This is a genomic window from Streptomyces sp. ITFR-16, assembly GCF_031844705.1.
Taxonomy (GTDB): Bacteria; Actinomycetota; Actinomycetes; order Streptomycetales; family Streptomycetaceae; genus Streptomyces.
On record NZ_CP134609.1, the window covers coordinates 3,089,702 to 3,105,352 of the forward strand.

Here is a 15,651-nt window from a genome sequence, read left to right on the forward strand (position 1 = left end):
ATGTCCACCGAAACTTCCGCGATCGGCGCCGTCGAAGGCGTCTCCCTGTACGACGTCGACAATCCGGCGCCCGTGATCGAGCCGCCGCGCAAGCGGACCGGCAAGACCCCCAAGGGTTCGCGCACCAACTTCGAGATGTACGCCTGGCTCTTCATGCGCCTGTCGGGCATCGTGCTGGTCGTCCTGGTCCTGGGCCACCTGCTGATCCAGCTGGTGCTGGACGGCGGTGTCTCCAAGATCGGCTTCGCCTTCGTGGCCGGCCGCTGGGCCTCGCCGTTCTGGCAGGTCTGGGACCTGGCGATGCTGTGGCTCGCCATGCTGCACGGCGCCAACGGTCTGCGTACGGTCATCAACGACTACGCCGAACGGGACAACACCCGCTTCTGGCTGAAGATGCTGCTGTACACCGCCACGGTGTTCACCGTCCTGCTGGGCACGCTGGTGATCTTCACCTTCGACCCGAACATCCGCTAGGCGCCGGGCCCGAAGGACCAGAGGTAAACCATGCAGATCCACACGTACGACACCGTCATCGTCGGCGCCGGCGGCGCCGGCATGCGCGCGGCCATCGAGTCGACCAAGCGCAGCCGCACCGCCGTGCTGACCAAGCTCTACCCCACCCGCTCCCACACGGGCGCCGCGCAGGGCGGCATGGCCGCCGCGCTGGCCAACGTGGAGGAGGACAACTGGGAGTGGCACACCTTCGACACGATCAAGGGCGGCGACTACCTGGTCGACCAGGACGCCGCCGAGATCCTGGCGAAGGAGGCCATCGACGCCGTCCTCGACCTGGAGAAGATGGGCCTGCCGTTCGGCCGTACGCCCGAGGGCAGGATCGACCAGCGCCGCTTCGGCGGGCACTCCCGCAACCACGGTGAGGCCCCGGTCCGTCGCGCCTGCTACTCGGGCGACCGCACCGGCCACATGATCCTCCAGACGCTCTACCAGAACTGCGTCAAGGAGGGCGTGGAATTCTTCAACGAGTTCTACGTCCTGGACCAGCTGGTCGTCGAGGAGGACGGCGTCAAGAAGTCCGCCGGCGTCGTCGCCTACGAGCTGGCCACCGGCGAGATCCACGTCTTCCGGGCGAAGTCGGTCATCTACGCCTCGGGCGGCACCGGCAAGTTCTTCAAGGTGACGTCGAACGCGCACACCCTGACCGGTGACGGCCAGGCCGCCTGCTACCGCCGGGGTCTGCCGCTGGAGGACATGGAGTTCTTCCAGTTCCACCCGACGGGCATCTGGCGCATGGGCATCCTGCTGACGGAGGGCGCCCGCGGTGAGGGCGGCATCCTCCGCAACAAGGACGGCGAGCGCTTCATGGAGAAGTACGCGCCCGTCATGAAGGACCTCGCCTCGCGCGACGTCGTCTCGCGCTCCATCTACACGGAGATCCGCGAGGGCCGCGGCTGCGGTCCGGCCGGCGACCACGTCTACCTCGACCTGACGCACCTGCCGCCGGAGCAGCTGGACGCCAAGCTCCCGGACATCACCGAGTTCGCGCGTACGTACCTCGGCATCGAGCCCTACACGGACCCGATCCCGATCCAGCCGACCGCGCACTACGCCATGGGCGGCATCCCGACCAACGTCGAGGGCGAGGTGCTGGCCGACAACACCACCGTCGTCCCGGGCCTGTACGCCGCCGGCGAGGTCGCCTGCGTGTCGGTGCACGGCGCCAACCGCCTCGGCACCAACTCGCTGCTCGACATCAACGTCTTCGGACGCCGCGCGGGCATCGCCGCCGCCGAGTACTCCGCGAAGCACGACTTCGTCGAGCTTCCCGAGAACCCGGCCCAGCAGGTCGTCGACCAGGTCGAGCGGCTGCGCAACTCCACGGGCACCGAGCGCGTCTCGGCGATCCGTCTGGAGCTGCAGGAGTGCATGGACGCCAACGTGATGGTGTTCCGCACCGAGCAGACGATCAAGACCGCGGTCGAGAAGATCGCGGAGCTGCGCGAGCGCTACCTCAACGTCTCCGTCCAGGACAAGGGCAAGCGGTTCAACACGGACCTGCTGGAGGCCATCGAGCTGGGCAACCTGCTCGACCTGGCCGAGGTCATGGCGACGTCGGCGCTGGCCCGCAAGGAGTCCCGCGGCGGTCACTACCGCGAGGACTACCCGAACCGCGACGACGTCAACTTCATGCGCCACACCATGGCGTACCGCGAGGTCGCCGACGACGGCACCGAGTCGATCCGGCTGGACTACAAGCCGGTCGTCCAGACCCGCTACCAGCCGATGGAGCGTAAGTACTGATGGCTACCCCCACCCTGGACAAGGCCGACAAGGCTCCCGAGCCCGAGGCCGGTTTCGCCGACTCGCCGTACATCACGGCGACCTTCCGGATCCGGCGGTTCAACCCGGAGGTCTCCGACGAGGCCCAGTGGCAGGACTTCCAGATCGAGATCGACCCGAAGGAGCGTGTGCTCGACGCCCTTCACAAGATCAAGTGGGAGACCGACGGCACGCTGACGTTCCGCCGCTCCTGCGCGCACGGCATCTGCGGTTCGGACGCCATGCGGATCAACGGCAAGAACAGGCTCGCCTGCAAGACGCTGATCAAGGACCTGAGCCCGGAGAAGCCGATCACGATCGAGGCCATCAAGGGCCTCACGGTCCTCAAGGACCTCGTGGTCGACATGGACCCGTTCTTCCAGGCCTACCGTGACGTCATGCCCTTCCTCATCACCAAGGGGAACGAGCCGACCCGCGAGCGTCTGCAGTCCCCCGAGGACCGCGAGCGCTTCGACGACACCACCAAGTGCATCCTGTGCGCCGCGTGCACGTCCTCGTGCCCGGTGTTCTGGAACGACGGCCAGTACTTCGGCCCGGCGGCGATCGTCAACGCGCACCGCTTCATCTTCGACTCGCGCGACGAGGGCGGCGAGCAGCGCCTGGAGATCCTCAACGACCGTGACGGGGTGTGGCGTTGCCGCACCACCTTCAACTGCACGGACGCCTGCCCGCGTGGCATCGAGGTCACCAAGGCGATCCAGGAGGTCAAGCGCGCGCTGATCACGCGTCGCTTCTGACCTTCCCGGCCGGACTCCAGGGGCCCCGTCCCCCGCAGGAACACTGCGGAGGGCGGGGCCCCTTGCCGTAGGCCGGGGTCCCGGAGGTACGGTCGGCCGCATGGCCGTTCTCCGGCATTCCGTCAGCGTCCTCGCCCTGGATCAGGAGCGGGTCCGGGAGGCCGTCGCGGCGCTCTGCGACCTCGCCGAGTCCTCCCGGGCGCACGGTGAGGTGATCCTGACGGGCGACGGGCAGACGGTCGCGGACATCCGGCTCGCCGGAGGCCGCCATCTGCGGCCCGGGGCCCGGTACGAGCTGATGGAGCCGGGCGCCACGGACCGGGTGACCCTGCGCCTGCGGGAGTGGCGGCGCTCCACCGCGATCGCCGTGGAGCAGCTGATGAGCGCGCCGGAGATGAGCGCCCGGCTCGCGGTGCGGCTGGCCAGTCCGGACCGGCCGCGCCTGCTGGAGGCCGAGGGGCGGTTCCGGGGCGCGGAGGGCTCGGGGCGGATGCGGCGGGGCTCGGGGAAGGCCCGGCTCGACCTGGCCGCGTGGTGGGCCGCCGCCGGACTCCCGCCCGGGGCCCCGCCGGTGGCGCGCGCCCCGGCGACGGTGCGGGTGCGGCATCTGCTGGGCGAGGCGCGGCTGTATCTGCGGCCCCGGCGGGACGGTGACGGGCGGTGGCTGGTGGAGGCGGCGGTCACCCTGCGCGGGCGGTGGCTGCTGCGGCCGGTCGCGGCGGTCGCCCTGCTGCCGGCGGGCGGGATGCTGCGGCGGGGCTTCCGCTCGGGGGTGGAGCGGGCGGCCGAGGGGTGGAACGAGGCGGTGGCCGAGCTGCTGGCCCTGTCCCCAAAGGAGCTGCGGGCCGAACTGACCCGGCAGGCGACGGAAGGCCGTACGCAGGAGCCGCGGGACGCTCCGCAGGATGCCCAGGGGCCGCGGGACGCCGAGGAGGGGTGAGCCGGGCGGCCCGGGTCAGTCCCAGGCCGCGCCGCCCCGGTCCTCCGCGACGACCATGACGCGCCGCAGCATGTCGTTGAGCTGGGTGCGCTCCTCCTCGTCCAGGGTGCGCAGCAGCCGTTCCTCCTCGTGGCCGAGGACCTCCATCGCGCCGATCCAGGTCGAGCGCCCCTCGTCGGTCAGCTCCACGTCCACGCGCCGCCGGTCCGTGGTGGACGGCCTGCGGCGGACGAACCCCCGGCGCTCCAGGGCGTCCAGCCTGCCGGTGACGGAGGCGGGCGCGAGGTCGAGGTCGGCGGCCAGCTCGGAGGGGGCCGCCTTGCCGCCCCGGCCGGCCAGCTTGTGCAGGGTGTCGAACTCCTGGCGGTCCAGGTCGAAGTCGACCAGGGACTGTTCGCGCACCCGGCGCAGATGGACGGAGATCTTCTTCATCCGTGTCACCGCGCCCTCGATGTCGGGATCGAGGTCGGGAAGCACCGGCTTCCACCGCTCCACATGGCCGTCGGTCCAGTCCCGTTGCTGCATGGGTCACAGCCTACGCCGGACCGGCTCCCATGCTTCGGTGTCCGATATTTCGTTGACGAATAGTTCGGAAGCGAAATAGATTCCCGTCCCATGCCTCTGCCCGTGTCCCACCACACGCCCGAGTCCGAACCCCGGCCCACACCGCACCCGTTGCGGACCCGCTCGTTCCGCCTGCTGTTCGCCGGCCGCTCGCTCTCGCTGCTCGGCGACGCCGCGATCCCCGCCGCCCTCACCCTCGCCGTCTATCTGGCCACCGGCTCGACCGGCGCCCTCGCCCTGGTGCTCGCCTGCGCGATGGTGCCGAAGCTGCTCCTGCTGCCGCTGGGCGGGGTGGCCGGCGACCGCTTCAACGCCCGCACGGTCGCGCTGACCACCGATCTCGTACGGTGCGTCACCCAGCTGTTCGTCGGCGCCGAACTGCTCTCCGGCACCCCGGCGCTGTGGCAGATCGCCGTGGCCGAGGCGATCGGCGGCGCCGCCGGTGCCTTCTCGATGCCGACCGTCTCGCCGCTGATCCGCGGCACCGTGGACGCGTCGGGGCTGCTGCGCGCCAACGCCCTGATGGCCGTGGTCAGCAGCACGGCCCGGATCGGCGGCCCCGCCGTCGCCGGGGCCCTGGTCCTCACCGCCGGACCCGGCTGGGCGTTCGTCCTCGACGGCGCCAGCTTCGCGGTGAGCGCCACCCTGCTGGCCGTGATCGACGTCCGGCACGTCCCCATCCCCCGGCGCCCCCTGCTCGCCGACCTCAAGGAGGGGTGGGGCGAGGTCCGCAGCCGCGACTGGTACTGGACCAGCCTGATCGCCCACGCCGTCTGGAACGGGGCGGCGGCCGTCCTGATGACGGTGGGCCCGGCGCTCTTCCTCAGCGACCTGGGCGGCAAGGGCGTCTGGGTCGTCTTCCTGCAGACGGGCGCCGTCGGCCTGCTGCTCGGCTCACTGGTGGCCGGCCGGGTCCGCACGCGCCGCCCGGTCCTGACCGCCAACCTGGGCGGCGCCCTCTACCTGCTCCCGCTCTGCCTGCTGGCCGTCCACGCCCCGGTGGCCGTCTGTGTCACGGCGTACGGGATCGCCATGGCCGGCCTCGGCTATCTCAACCCGGTCTGGGAGACCGCCGTCCAGTCCGCCGTCCCCGCCCACGCGCTCGCCCGCGTCACCTCGTACGACTGGCTGCTCTCGCTGGGCGCGACGCCGCTCGGTTACGCGCTCGCCCCGCTCGCCGCCTCCGCCTGGGGCGCCGAGGTCCCGCTGGGGGCCGCCGGGGTGCTGGTCGGCGCCGCCTGTCTGGCCACCGCGCTGGTGCCGGGCGTACGGCACTTCGGGGCGGCGGCGGCCACGGTGAAACCCACTGCGGAGAGCACGACTTGAACATGTTCAAAGTCAGGTCTACAGTCCATGACAACAGCATTTGAACGCGTTCAAGGGAGGGTGGGGCATGGACCTCACTGTTGTCGCGTACGTCATCTACCTGCTCATCAGCGTGGCGCTCACCGTCTGGGTCGCCCGCACACTGAGCCGCAACGGCAAGGTGTTCCTCGCCGATGTACTGCACGGGAACGAGAAGCTCGCCGATGCCGTCAACCACCTGCTGGTGGTCGGCTTCTACCTGGTCAACCTGGGGTTTGTGACGCTCTATCTGAAGAACTCCGACGGGGTGGCCGACGCCCGGGGGCTGTTCGACGCGCTCTCGGTGAAGGTCGGCGTCGTCCTGCTCGTCCTCGGGGTCCTGCACCTGTGCAACGTCTTCGTGCTCAACAAGATCCGCCGCCGGGGCCTGATGGAGCGTGAGCAGACCCCGCCGGTGCCGCCGCAGGGCTGGACGGCTCCCGGTGCGGGGCCGTGGGCCGCGCCCGTCCCGCCCAAGGCATGAGGGCCGGCCATGGCACCCCGTCCGGGTGGGGACCAGCCGCCCGTCGCACGGCTCACCGTGCTCTACGACGCGCAGTGCTCGCTGTGCACGCATGTGCGCCAGTGGCTGGGCGGACAGCGCCAGCTGGTCCCGCTCGACCTCGTCCCGGCCGGCTCCGCTCAGGCGCACCACCGCTTCCCCGGGCTCGACCACTCCGGAACGCTGGAGGAGATCACGGTGATCGGTGACCGGGGGCAGATCTACCGGGGCACCTCCGCGTGGATCGTCTGCCTCTGGGCCCTGGCCGAGCACCGGCCCCGGGCCCACTGGCTGACCACCCCGGCCGGCCGCCCGTTCGCCCGGGCGACCGTGCTCGCCGCCGCGAAGTACCGCTCGCTGACGGCCGCGCCCTGCCGGGCGGACGGGGGCGGCGCGTGCGCGGTGCCGGGCCCGGAGCCCGGCACGTAGGCAACCCCGATACCCTCGGGACCGTGGTGAAGGAAGAGAAGGACGTGAAGGAAGTCAAGGCTCCCAAGAGCGAGCAGACCCGCACGCTCATCCTCGAAACCGCGCTCCGGCTCTTCCAGGAACGCGGCTACGACAAGACGACGATGCGGGCCATCGCCCAGGAGGCCGGCGTCTCCGTCGGCAACGCCTACTACTACTTCTCGTCCAAGGAACACCTGGTCCAGGGCTTCTACGACCGGATCGCCGCCGAGCACAGGGCGGCGGTCCAGCCGGTTCTGGACGGCGACAGGGACCTTGCGGTGCGCATCCGCGGGGTCCTCATCGGCTGGCTGGACGTGGCGGAGCAGTACCACCGCTTCGCCGCCCAGTTCTTCAAGAACGCCGCCGACCCGGAGAGCCCGCTCAGCCCCTTCTCACCGGACTCGGTCGCGGCCCGCGAGGCGGCGATCTCCATCCATGAGCGCTGCCTCGCCGGCTCCTCCACCAAGTCCGACCCCGAACTCGCCGAGCTGCTGCCGCAGCTGATGTGGCTGATGCAGATGGGCCTGGTGCTGTTCTGGGTGTACGACCGGACGGACCACGCCGAGCGCAGCCGGCGCCTGGTCGAGCGCACCGCCCCGATCGCGGCCCGGGCCATCGCCCTCTCCCGCTTCCGGGTGCTGCGGCCGCTCGTGCGCCAGGTCCACGAAGTGCTGGAGGAGTTCCTGCCGGGCGCGGCCGCCCGCGCGGCCGAGTAGCGCGGGCAGCCGGAGCGTGCGGGCGGATCAGATCCAGCCCAGCTCCCACAGGCGCCAGATGCCGGTGCCGTCGGAGAGGTACTGCGATCCGGCGACGTCGGACTTGGCGACCACGTAGTCCTTCTTCTGCCACAGCGGCACCAGGGGCACGTCCTCGCCGACCAGCTTCTGGAGCGCCTTGAAGTCCGCCGAGGTACGGCTCCGGTCGCTGTACTGGAGCGTGGAGCTGATCAGCTGGTCCATCTTCTTGCTGGTGTAGCCGTTGTGGAGGCTGCTGTCCCGGCCGACGAGCGGCTGGCTGAAGGTGTCGGGGTCCGGGTAGTCGGGGAGCCATCCGACGGTGTACGCGTCGTACTTGCCGGCCGCGTACCCCTTCTGGAACGCCTGCCACTCCACGGCCTTCACGGTGACCTTGAACAGCCCGTCCGCCTCCAGCTGCCGGCGGATCTCGGCGGTCTCCTTCGTGTACGCGGCGTCGGCGCGGTAGGCGAAGGTGATGTGCAGCGGCAGTTGGACGCCGGCCTCCTGCATGAGCTGCTTGGCGCGCTTCGGGTTCGGCGAGGGGTACGCGTCGAAGAACGGGGTGCTGTGCCCGATGTAGCCCTGCGGGATCAGCGAGTAGAGCGGGTCGACCGTGCCCTTGTAGACGTCGGAGACCAGCGGCCCCCGGTCGATGATCGCGGCGATGGCCTGCCGGACCTTGCGGTTGGAGAGCGGGGATCCGTCGCGGACGTTGAAGACCAGGTTGCGGATCTCGGCGCTGTCCGCCTCCGTGACGCGCTGGTCGGAGTCACCGGGGTTCAGGTCGGCGAGCGTGGACGGCGGGAGCTGACGGTGCGTGACGTCGACCTGGCCGGACTTCCAGGCGGCCAGCAGGTCGTCGGACTCCTTGTAGTACTTCACCGTGACCGGACCGCCGGTCTTCGTCAGCGCGCCCTTGTACTTGGTGTTCGGCACCAGTTCGGCGCTGACGCCCGGCTCGTACGACTTGAGCACGTACGGCCCCGAGCCGCTGACCTTGTCGTCGGCGCGCAGCTTGTGCTCCGAGTAGGAGGACCGCTCGACGATCGAGCCCGCACCGGTCGCGATCTTCTGCGGGAAGGTCGCGTCACGCGCCGACAGGTTGAAGGTGACGACCCGTCCGTCGGTCACCACGTTCTTCAGGCTGGGGAACAGGACGGAGGGACCGACATCCGTCTTGATGTCCAGCATCCGGTCGAAGGAGTACTTGACGTCCTCGGCGGTGATCTTCCTGCCGTCGGAGAACGTCAGGTCGTCCCGGAGCTTGCACTGGTACGTCTGCAGCTTGCCGCCGATGAAGCCGCAGCTCTCGGCCGCGTCCGGCTCGGGGACGATCGCCCCGGACTTGAACGTCATCAGGGACTGGTAGACGTTGCTGTACATCGCCCAGGAACCGGCGTCGTACGCCCCGGCGGGGTCGAGCGAGGTCACTTCGTCGGTCGTGCCGACGACGACCGGATCGGTCTTCCCCTCGTCCGAGGGAAGCAGCTGCCAGGCGCCGACGCCTGCGATGACCAAAACCGCGAGAATCGCGAGAATCCGTAGTCGGATCGACCGCATTGCCGTGCTCTCCCTTACCAGCCCCACCTCGGCGTCGCGCTCAGATACGCAGACCACCGCACGTTCGCGCTCAGCCAATCACACGATTTTCACATCTGGAAGAGGAAATCAGAGGCTCATAGCCTTTTGTTCGTTACTTGAAACCTTGGGCCGTTACGTCGAATACAGAGGGTTCACGGCCGGTCACCCGATCGGCAATTTGCGGGGGGCTCGCCGCCGTTCGCCGGTGATTTACGCCTGACGGGACGCAAGCTCCACGACGGTGATGTCGGAAGGGGCGCCGACGCGTACCGGCGGACCCCACGCACCCGCACCGCGTGTCACGTACAACTGGGTGTCGCCGTAGCGTTCGAGCCCGGCGACCGTGGGGTTGGAGAGCTCCGCGATGTAGTTGCCCGGCCACAGCTGGCCGCCGTGGGTGTGACCGGAGAGCTGCAGGTCCACGCCGTGCGCGACCGCCTCGTCGATGACCACGGGCTGATGGGCCATGAGGACGGCGGCGCGGGTGCGGTCCCGGTCGCCGAGGGCCCGGCCGAAATCGGGACCGTGCCCTTCGCTCTCGCCCCCGATGTCATTGACCCCGGCCAAATCGAAGCCGTCGATCTCCACCCGCGCGTTCTCCAGCGGATGCAGCCCCAATTCCCTTACGTGATCAACCCATTGGGCCGCGCCCGAGTAGTACTCGTGATTGCCGGTGACAAAGAACGCGCCGTGCCGGGAGCGGAGCCGGGCGAGCGGTTCGGCCGCCGGACCGAGATCGGCGACCGATCCGTCGACCAGATCCCCGACCACCGCAATCAGATCGGGCTGGGTCCGGTTGACCGTGTCGACGATCCGCTGGGTGTGGGCCCGGCCCAGGACCGGGCCCAGATGGATATCGCTGACGACCGCGATCCGGAAGCCGTGCGCGGAGCGGGGCAGCCGGGCGAGCGGCACGGTGACCCGCTTGACGCGGGGTCCGCGCAGCACCCCGTACGTGCCGTAGCCCACGGTGCCCAGACCGGCGACGGCGGCGGCGCCCCCGACGGCCCGCGCCACGAACAGCCGGCGTGACGGGGCGTCGGGTGCGGCGGCGTCCGTACGGTCGGGCGCGTCCGGCGAAGTGCCGGCCGGGCCGTCCGGCGCGTCCGGCACCGCCGGGCCGGAGGCTGCGGGCGGGCCGGTGAGGACGGCGGCGGGGACGGCCGCGGGCTCGGCGGCCGGGGCGCGGCGGGCGAGCAGCCGGCGCAGCAGCGGCCGCACCGCCTCCCCGGCCAGCAGGGCGAGGGTCAGATAGAGGAGCGCGGCGAGCCAGAGGAAGCCCGGCCAGGCCAGCACGCGCTGGAGCCAGAACGGCGCGCCCGCGCGGCCGGAGACCAGGGCGCCGACGCTCAGCAGCGGCAGCACGTACGCCGCGACCGTGCCGGCCCTGCGCCAGGGGCTGCCCGCCGCCGTCGTGTCACCGACGAAGCGGCGCCACACATAGCGGTGCACCGCGACGAGCAGGCCCAGCACCAGGACCGCCACCAGAGCGAACCCCACGACCGCCACGCGCACTCCCCCGCCTCGTTCGTCCCTGTCTGTCCTGAATTCGGCCGCGGCCGGAAACCGGCGCGCTAAGCGTCCTGCCGGCGCAGGGCCCTGACGCCGCGGAACCCGATGATGCCCACGGCCGTCCCCAGGAGAAAGGACGTGATGGCGAGCAGCAGATGCACCCAGAAGTACGCAGTCGGGTCACCCGCGTCGTCGAAGGCGAGACCACTGCCGTCCTTCCACAGGTTCTTGACGAAAGTGATCCAGATGAACCAGCTCCACACCCCGAAAGCGAGCAGGAACCAGGAGACGGGGCGGCTGAGCTTCATGGAATCAGTATCTCCGCCGCGCTCCGGCAGGCTCGCCCGGGGTGGTCCGTCCCGGCGGCGCATACGGCGGGTCATAGCGCCGGTACACATAATCAGATCAACTGCATGTACGTTTTCGACCGTGCCAGCTCTCAAGAAGGCCGCACTCGCGGTCACCTCTGCCGCTCTGCTGTCCGCTTTTGTCGTGACCCCGGCTTCGGCCACCGGCCGGGACGCGGCCGCCAAGGCGCCCAAGCCCCCCTCCGGCATGTCCCAGGTCGGGGGCGAGCAGCTCGGGCGGGCCGGCACCCAGGTCAATCTCGGCCCCGGCGCGCCGGTCCTGCCGAAGGATCTGACGGGCCGGTCCTGGATGGTCTCGGACGCGGAGACCGGCGAGGTGCTCGCCTCGCACAACCCGCACTGGCGGCTGCCCCCGGCCTCCACGCTGAAGATGCTCTTCGCGGACACCCTGCTGCCGGACCCGGCGCTCCAGCCGAAGACGCGTGAGTACACCGTCAAGGACGAGGACCTGGCCGATCTCGGCGAGGGCAGCAGCCTGGTCGGCATCAAGGAGGACCTCAGCTACACGGTCCACGACCTGTGGCTCGGGGTCTTCCTGCGGTCGGGGAACGACGCGGTGCACGTCCTGGCCTCGATGTACGGCGGTGTCCCCAAGACCGTGCAGGCCATGCAGGCGCACGCGGTGGAGCTCCAGGCCCTGGACACCCATGTGGTCTCGCCGGACGGCTACGACGCACCGGAGCAGGTCTCCAGCGCCTACGACCTCACGCTCTTCGCCCGCAGCGGCCTGCAGAAGGCGGACTTCCGGGAGTACTGCTCGACCGCCACGGCGGAGTTCCCGGGCAAGAAGGAGAAGGGCAAGAAGCGCGAGGAGTTCGGCATCCAGAACACCAACCGGCTGCTCACGGGGGCGGACGGGGTCGGTGCGTACAAGGGCATCGCGGGCGTCAAGAACGGCTACACGACGCACGCCGGCAACACCTTCACCGGTGTCGCCGAGCGCAACGGCAAGGTGCTCCTCGTCACCGTCATGAACCCGTCGTCGGACGAGACGCACGCGGTCTACAAGGAGGCGGCGAGCCTGCTCGACTGGGGCTTCGCCGCGAGCGGCAAGGTCACCCCCGTGGGCGAACTCGTCCCGCCGAAGTCCGCCGTGACCGGGGACGGTACGGGCAAGGGCGCCGAGTCCGACAAGCAGACAGGCAGCAAGGGCGGGCACGGCCCGGACCGCGCCACCACGAAGGCGGCGGCCGCCGACGGATCCGGCGGCGTCGGGATCGCGCTGGGCATCACCGGCGGCGTGCTGGTGCTGCTGGCCGGAGCGGTGTTCCTGGTCAACCGGCGCTGGCCGCTGCCGGACCTGGTGCGTCGCCGCCCCCGTCCGTGACCTCCCGGCCGGCGGGCGCGGCGGCCTCGTCCGCGTCCGCCGCCGGTGCGTCCTCCTTGCTCGGCGTCGCCGTCCAGGCGGCGCAGAACAGCAGCAGTTTCGCGGTGAAGTTGATCCACAGGAGCAGGGCGATCGGCACACCGAAGGCGCCGTACATGCTCTTCGACGCGACGCCCCGCATATAGCTGCCGAGCAGCAGCTTCAGGAGTTCGAACCCGACCGCGCCGACCAGCGCGGCGACCATCAGCCGGCGGCGCGGCGGTTCGACGCCGGGCAGCAGGGTCAGCAGATAGAGCAGCAGCAGGAAGTCGGCGACCACCGCGACCAGCAGGGCGGCGATCCGCAGCAGCACCCCGCCGGCGCCGTCCTCCGGGATGTTGAGCAGATCCGCGACCCAGCCGACGGCCACCGAGCCGACCGAAGAGATCGCCAGCGTCACCAGGGCCGCCCCGCCCAGGCCGAACAGCACCCCGGCGTCCTTGAGTTTGCGCAGCACCGGATTGCCCTCGTCCAGGTCGTCCTTCTCCCAGACGGCCCGCAGACAGTCCCGCATCGAGCCGACCCAGCCGACCCCGGTGAAGAGCAGCAGCGCACCGGCGACCAGCCCGACCGTCCCGGCGTGGGCCACCAGGTTGTCGATGCCGAGCTGGTCGGAGATGCCGGGGACCTGCTCGGCGATCTTGTCCTCGATCTTGTCCAGCTGCTTGTCGGAGAGCAGCGCCGCTCCGATCGCCGCGCCGACCGCGATCAGCGGGAAGAGCGCCAGGAAACTGATGAACGTGATCGCCGCGGCGAGCCGGGCCCAGTGCACCCGCACCAGGGTCTCGTAACTGCGGTAGGCGTGCGTCTCCATCAGCCGGGAGACGAGCGGCCCGATCACGGGGAGTTTTTTCAGCCAGTCCATGACGTACGACTACCCTCCCGGGCCCCGAAAACCGGTGTGCGGTCCGCCGGGTGGGAGATGACGTACCTTCAATCACCCATTTCGGTGAGTGTTGTAACAAATCCCTCAAAGGTGTTTTCTCGGGCGATACGGTCACCCTCATGTCTGTCGACACCGTGTCCCTGACCGGCTGGGGCCGCACCGCCCCGACGACCGCGCTGCGCTTCCGCCCCAGGAGTTACGAGGAGGCCGCCGCGACGGTGCGCGGCTGCGGGCCGCGCGGCTCGATCGCCCGGGGCCTGGGGCGGGCACACGGCGACGCGGCGCAGAACGCCGGGGGCAGCGTCCTCGACATGACGGCCCTGGACCGGGTCCGCACCGTCGACGCGGCGGCCGGTGTCGTGGTGTGCGACGCGGGCGTGAGCCTGCACCGGCTGGCGGACGTGCTGCTTCCGCTCGGCTGGTTCCTGCCGGTGGCGCCCGGCGGCCGGTACATCACGGTGGGCGGCGCGATCGGCTCCGACGTGCACGGGCACAACCACCGCGCCGCCGGCTCCTTCGCGCGCCACGTCATGGAGTTCGAACTGCTCACCGCCGACGGCGAGATCCGTACGGTGCGCCCCGGCACCCCGCTCTTCGACGCGACGGCCGGCGGCCTGGGGCTGACTGGGGTGATCCTCTCGGCCACGCTCCGGTTCCACCCCGTCGCGACATCCCTGATGGCGGTCGACACCCAACGCGCCACCGGCCTCGACGATCTGATGGCCCGGATGACGGCGGGCGGGCGGCACCGCTACGAGTACGCCTGGGTCGACCTGACCGCCCGGGGCCGGGCGACCGGCCGCGGCGTGCTCCGCCGAGGGGAGCACGCACCCCTGGACGCGCTCCCCGCGCACGCCCGGCGCACTCCGCTGGCGTTCCGCTCCTCCGCCGCCGTGCCCGCCGCGCCCTTCCCCGTACCGGATCTCGTGCCCGGCGGGCTGCTCGGCCGGATGTCCGCGGCGGCGCTCAACGAGATCGGATACCGCAGGGCGCCCCGGTCGCGCACCGGCGAGCTCCAGCGGATCTCCGCCTTCTTCCACCCGCTGGACGGGGCGCCGCACGGCACCCGCGTCCCCGGCCGGAGCGGCTTCGTGCACTACGAGTTCACCGTCGGACCCGGGCGGGAGGAGACCCTGCGCCGGATCGTCGGGCGGATCGCGCGGCGGCGCTGCCCGTCCTTCAATGCCGTGCTCAAACGGTTCGGCGAAAGCGGTCCCGGCTGGCTGTCGTTCCCGGAGCCCGGCTGGAGCCTGGCGCTCGACCTGCCCGCCGGCCTGCCCGGACTGGCCCGCTTCCTCGACAGCCTCGACGAGGAGGTGGCGGGCGCGGGCGGCCGGGTCTGCCTGACGGACGACTCGCGGCTGCGCCCCGGCGCGCTCGCCGCGATGTACCCGCGACTGCCGGAGTTCCGGGCGCTGCGGGCCGAGCTGGACCCGAAGGGCGCGTTCCGCTCGGACCTCTCGCGCCGGCTGTCGCTCTGAAGGCGGCCGCCGCCCTTCTCCCCCCTGCTTTCTTCCTCTGTCTGTAAGGAGCGTTCCGTGAAGGATGCCTTCGGTGCCCCGCAGTCCCTGCTCGTCCTCGGCGGCACCTCGGAGATCGGGCTCGCCACCGCACGCCGTCTGATCGCCCACCGCACCCGCACGGTCTGGCTGGCCGGCCGGCCCTCCCCCGCGCTGGACTCCGCCGCCGCCGAGCTGCGCGGCCGGGGGGCCTATGTCCGTACCGTCGACTTCGACGCGCTGGACACCGAGTCCCACGAGACGGTCCTCGGCAAGATCTTCACCGAGGGCGACATCGACATGGTGCTGCTCGCCTTCGGCATCCCCGGCGACCAGGAGCGCGACGAGGAGGAGCCGCTGGCGGCGGTCCGGGTCGCCCAGACGAACTACACGGGGGCCGTCTCCGCCGGGCTGGTGTGCGCCGGCGCACTCCAGGCGCAGGGACACGGTTCGCTGGTGGTGCTCTCCTCGGTGGCGGGGGAGCGCGCCCGGCGCGCGGACTTCATCTACGGGTCGAGCAAGGCGGGCCTGGACGCGTTCGCGCAGGGGCTCGGCGACGCCCTGCACGGGACGGGGGTGCACGTGATGATCGTGCGTCCCGGCCCGGTGCGGACGGCGGCCGGGGACGGGACGGCGGACGGGGCGCCGCTCGCGACGATCCCGTTCACCCGGACCCCGCTCGTGACGACGCCGGACGCGGTCGCCGCCGCGATCGTGACGGGGCTGCGGCGGCGGTCGGAGACGGTGTGGGTGCCGGGGGCGCTGCGGGCGGTGATGTCGGCGCTGCGGCATGTGCCGAGGCCGCTCTTCCGGCGCATGCCGGTCTGAGGGTGCGGGCGGGCCCGTGGGCCCGCCGCTCGGGGTCCC

At 71.1% G+C, this 15,651-nt stretch carries 16 protein-coding genes; 11 read left to right on the forward strand and 5 right to left on the reverse strand.

Annotated features, from left to right (window positions below; genetic code table 11):
- The 4 genes from RLT58_RS13595 to RLT58_RS13610 all read left to right on the forward strand — a co-directional run bounded on the left by RLT58_RS13595 (position 1) and on the right by RLT58_RS13610 (position 3,975).
- The gene (locus RLT58_RS13595; protein WP_018101094.1) at positions 1-474 is read left to right on the forward strand and encodes a succinate dehydrogenase hydrophobic membrane anchor subunit; all 474 of its coding nucleotides are present in this window, start codon (positions 1-3) and stop codon (positions 472-474) included.
- Positions 475-504: 30 nt separating this feature from the next.
- Positions 505-2,259: a succinate dehydrogenase flavoprotein subunit gene (gene sdhA / locus RLT58_RS13600; RefSeq protein ID WP_311310665.1), complete on the forward strand. Its 1,755-nt coding sequence runs from the start codon at positions 505-507 to the stop codon at positions 2,257-2,259.
- Complete coding sequence (locus RLT58_RS13605) at positions 2,259-3,035, forward strand: succinate dehydrogenase iron-sulfur subunit (RefSeq protein ID WP_311310666.1); 777 nt, start codon at positions 2,259-2,261, stop codon at positions 3,033-3,035. The genes sdhA and RLT58_RS13605 overlap by 1 nt, the downstream gene beginning before the upstream one ends.
- 100 nt (positions 3,036-3,135) lie before the next feature.
- Complete coding sequence (locus tag RLT58_RS13610; protein WP_311310667.1) at positions 3,136-3,975, forward strand: hypothetical protein; 840 nt, start codon at positions 3,136-3,138, stop codon at positions 3,973-3,975.
- Positions 3,976-3,990: 15 nt separating this feature from the next.
- Here the strand turns inward: RLT58_RS13610 and RLT58_RS13615 are convergent, their stop codons facing one another.
- Positions 3,991-4,500 carry a MarR family winged helix-turn-helix transcriptional regulator gene (locus RLT58_RS13615; protein ID WP_311310668.1) on the reverse strand — a complete coding sequence of 170 codons (510 nt, stop codon included), beginning with the start codon at positions 4,498-4,500 and terminating at the stop codon, positions 3,991-3,993.
- A 90-nt stretch (positions 4,501-4,590) separates the two neighbouring features.
- Here RLT58_RS13615 and RLT58_RS13620 point away from each other — a divergent pair, with 90 nt between their 5' ends.
- From RLT58_RS13620 to RLT58_RS13635, 4 genes are all read left to right on the forward strand, one after another.
- The gene (locus tag RLT58_RS13620; protein WP_311310669.1) at positions 4,591-5,865 is read left to right on the forward strand and encodes an MFS transporter; all 1,275 of its coding nucleotides are present in this window, start codon (positions 4,591-4,593) and stop codon (positions 5,863-5,865) included.
- Positions 5,866-5,932: 67 nt separating this feature from the next.
- The gene (locus RLT58_RS13625; protein WP_311310670.1) at positions 5,933-6,367 is read left to right on the forward strand and encodes a hypothetical protein; all 435 of its coding nucleotides are present in this window, start codon (positions 5,933-5,935) and stop codon (positions 6,365-6,367) included.
- Positions 6,368-6,376: 9 nt separating this feature from the next.
- Positions 6,377-6,814: a thiol-disulfide oxidoreductase DCC family protein gene (locus RLT58_RS13630; RefSeq protein ID WP_311310671.1), complete on the forward strand. Its 438-nt coding sequence runs from the start codon at positions 6,377-6,379 to the stop codon at positions 6,812-6,814.
- 23 nt (positions 6,815-6,837) lie between these two features.
- A complete protein-coding gene (locus RLT58_RS13635; RefSeq protein ID WP_311310672.1) occupies positions 6,838-7,551 on the forward strand; it encodes a TetR/AcrR family transcriptional regulator in 714 nt (237 codons plus the stop codon).
- A 27-nt stretch (positions 7,552-7,578) separates the two neighbouring features.
- Here the strand turns inward: RLT58_RS13635 and RLT58_RS13640 are convergent, their stop codons facing one another.
- From RLT58_RS13640 to RLT58_RS13650, 3 genes are all read right to left on the reverse strand, one after another.
- Positions 7,579-9,132: an ABC transporter substrate-binding protein gene (locus RLT58_RS13640; RefSeq protein ID WP_311314509.1), complete on the reverse strand. Its 1,554-nt coding sequence runs from the start codon at positions 9,130-9,132 to the stop codon at positions 7,579-7,581.
- Positions 9,133-9,363: 231 nt separating this feature from the next.
- On the reverse strand, positions 9,364-10,662 hold the full coding sequence (locus RLT58_RS13645; RefSeq protein WP_311310673.1) for a metallophosphoesterase: 1,299 nt from the start codon (positions 10,660-10,662) through the stop codon (positions 9,364-9,366).
- Positions 10,663-10,727: 65 nt separating this feature from the next.
- Entirely contained in the window at positions 10,728-10,973 is a 246-nt protein-coding gene (locus RLT58_RS13650; protein WP_311310674.1) for an SCO4848 family membrane protein, read from the reverse strand.
- Positions 10,974-11,094: 121 nt separating this feature from the next.
- Between RLT58_RS13650 and RLT58_RS13655 the strand changes: the two genes are divergently transcribed.
- Positions 11,095-12,360, forward strand: a complete 1,266-nt coding sequence (locus RLT58_RS13655) for a D-alanyl-D-alanine carboxypeptidase family protein (protein ID WP_399131470.1) — start codon at positions 11,095-11,097, stop codon at positions 12,358-12,360.
- Here RLT58_RS13655 and RLT58_RS13660 read toward each other — a convergent pair.
- A complete protein-coding gene (locus RLT58_RS13660; protein ID WP_311310676.1) occupies positions 12,308-13,264 on the reverse strand; it encodes a YihY/virulence factor BrkB family protein in 957 nt (318 codons plus the stop codon). The two genes, RLT58_RS13655 and RLT58_RS13660, sit on opposite strands and share 53 nt — an antisense overlap.
- 140 nt (positions 13,265-13,404) lie before the next feature.
- Between RLT58_RS13660 and RLT58_RS13665 the strand changes: the two genes are divergently transcribed.
- Together RLT58_RS13665 and RLT58_RS13670 are read left to right on the forward strand one after the other, a co-directional pair.
- Positions 13,405-14,766 carry an FAD-binding oxidoreductase gene (locus RLT58_RS13665; protein ID WP_311310677.1) on the forward strand — a complete coding sequence of 454 codons (1,362 nt, stop codon included), beginning with the start codon at positions 13,405-13,407 and terminating at the stop codon, positions 14,764-14,766.
- 57 nt (positions 14,767-14,823) lie between these two features.
- Positions 14,824-15,612: a decaprenylphospho-beta-D-erythro-pentofuranosid-2-ulose 2-reductase gene (locus tag RLT58_RS13670; protein ID WP_311310678.1), complete on the forward strand. Its 789-nt coding sequence runs from the start codon at positions 14,824-14,826 to the stop codon at positions 15,610-15,612.
- Positions 15,613-15,651 lie beyond the last annotated feature (39 nt).

Coding starts and splice junctions, on each gene's coding strand:
- RLT58_RS13630 (WP_311310671.1), top strand. CDS start 6,377: ATGGCACCCCGTCCGGGTGGGGACCAGCCGCCCGTCGCACGGCTCACC.
- sdhA (WP_311310665.1), top strand. CDS start 505: ATGCAGATCCACACGTACGACACCGTCATCGTCGGCGCCGGCGGCGCC.
- RLT58_RS13595 (WP_018101094.1), top strand. CDS start 1: ATGTCCACCGAAACTTCCGCGATCGGCGCCGTCGAAGGCGTCTCCCTG.
- RLT58_RS13615 (WP_311310668.1), bottom strand. CDS start 4,500: ATGCAGCAACGGGACTGGACCGACGGCCATGTGGAGCGGTGGAAGCCG.
- RLT58_RS13640 (WP_311314509.1), bottom strand. CDS start 9,132: ATGCGGTCGATCCGACTACGGATTCTCGCGATTCTCGCGGTTTTGGTC.
- RLT58_RS13625 (WP_311310670.1), top strand. CDS start 5,933: ATGGACCTCACTGTTGTCGCGTACGTCATCTACCTGCTCATCAGCGTG.
- RLT58_RS13605 (WP_311310666.1), top strand. CDS start 2,259: ATGGCTACCCCCACCCTGGACAAGGCCGACAAGGCTCCCGAGCCCGAG.
- RLT58_RS13665 (WP_311310677.1), top strand. CDS start 13,405: ATGTCTGTCGACACCGTGTCCCTGACCGGCTGGGGCCGCACCGCCCCG.
- RLT58_RS13610 (WP_311310667.1), top strand. CDS start 3,136: ATGGCCGTTCTCCGGCATTCCGTCAGCGTCCTCGCCCTGGATCAGGAG.
- RLT58_RS13660 (WP_311310676.1), bottom strand. CDS start 13,264: ATGGACTGGCTGAAAAAACTCCCCGTGATCGGGCCGCTCGTCTCCCGG.
- RLT58_RS13650 (WP_311310674.1), bottom strand. CDS start 10,973: ATGAAGCTCAGCCGCCCCGTCTCCTGGTTCCTGCTCGCTTTCGGGGTG.
- RLT58_RS13620 (WP_311310669.1), top strand. CDS start 4,591: ATGCCTCTGCCCGTGTCCCACCACACGCCCGAGTCCGAACCCCGGCCC.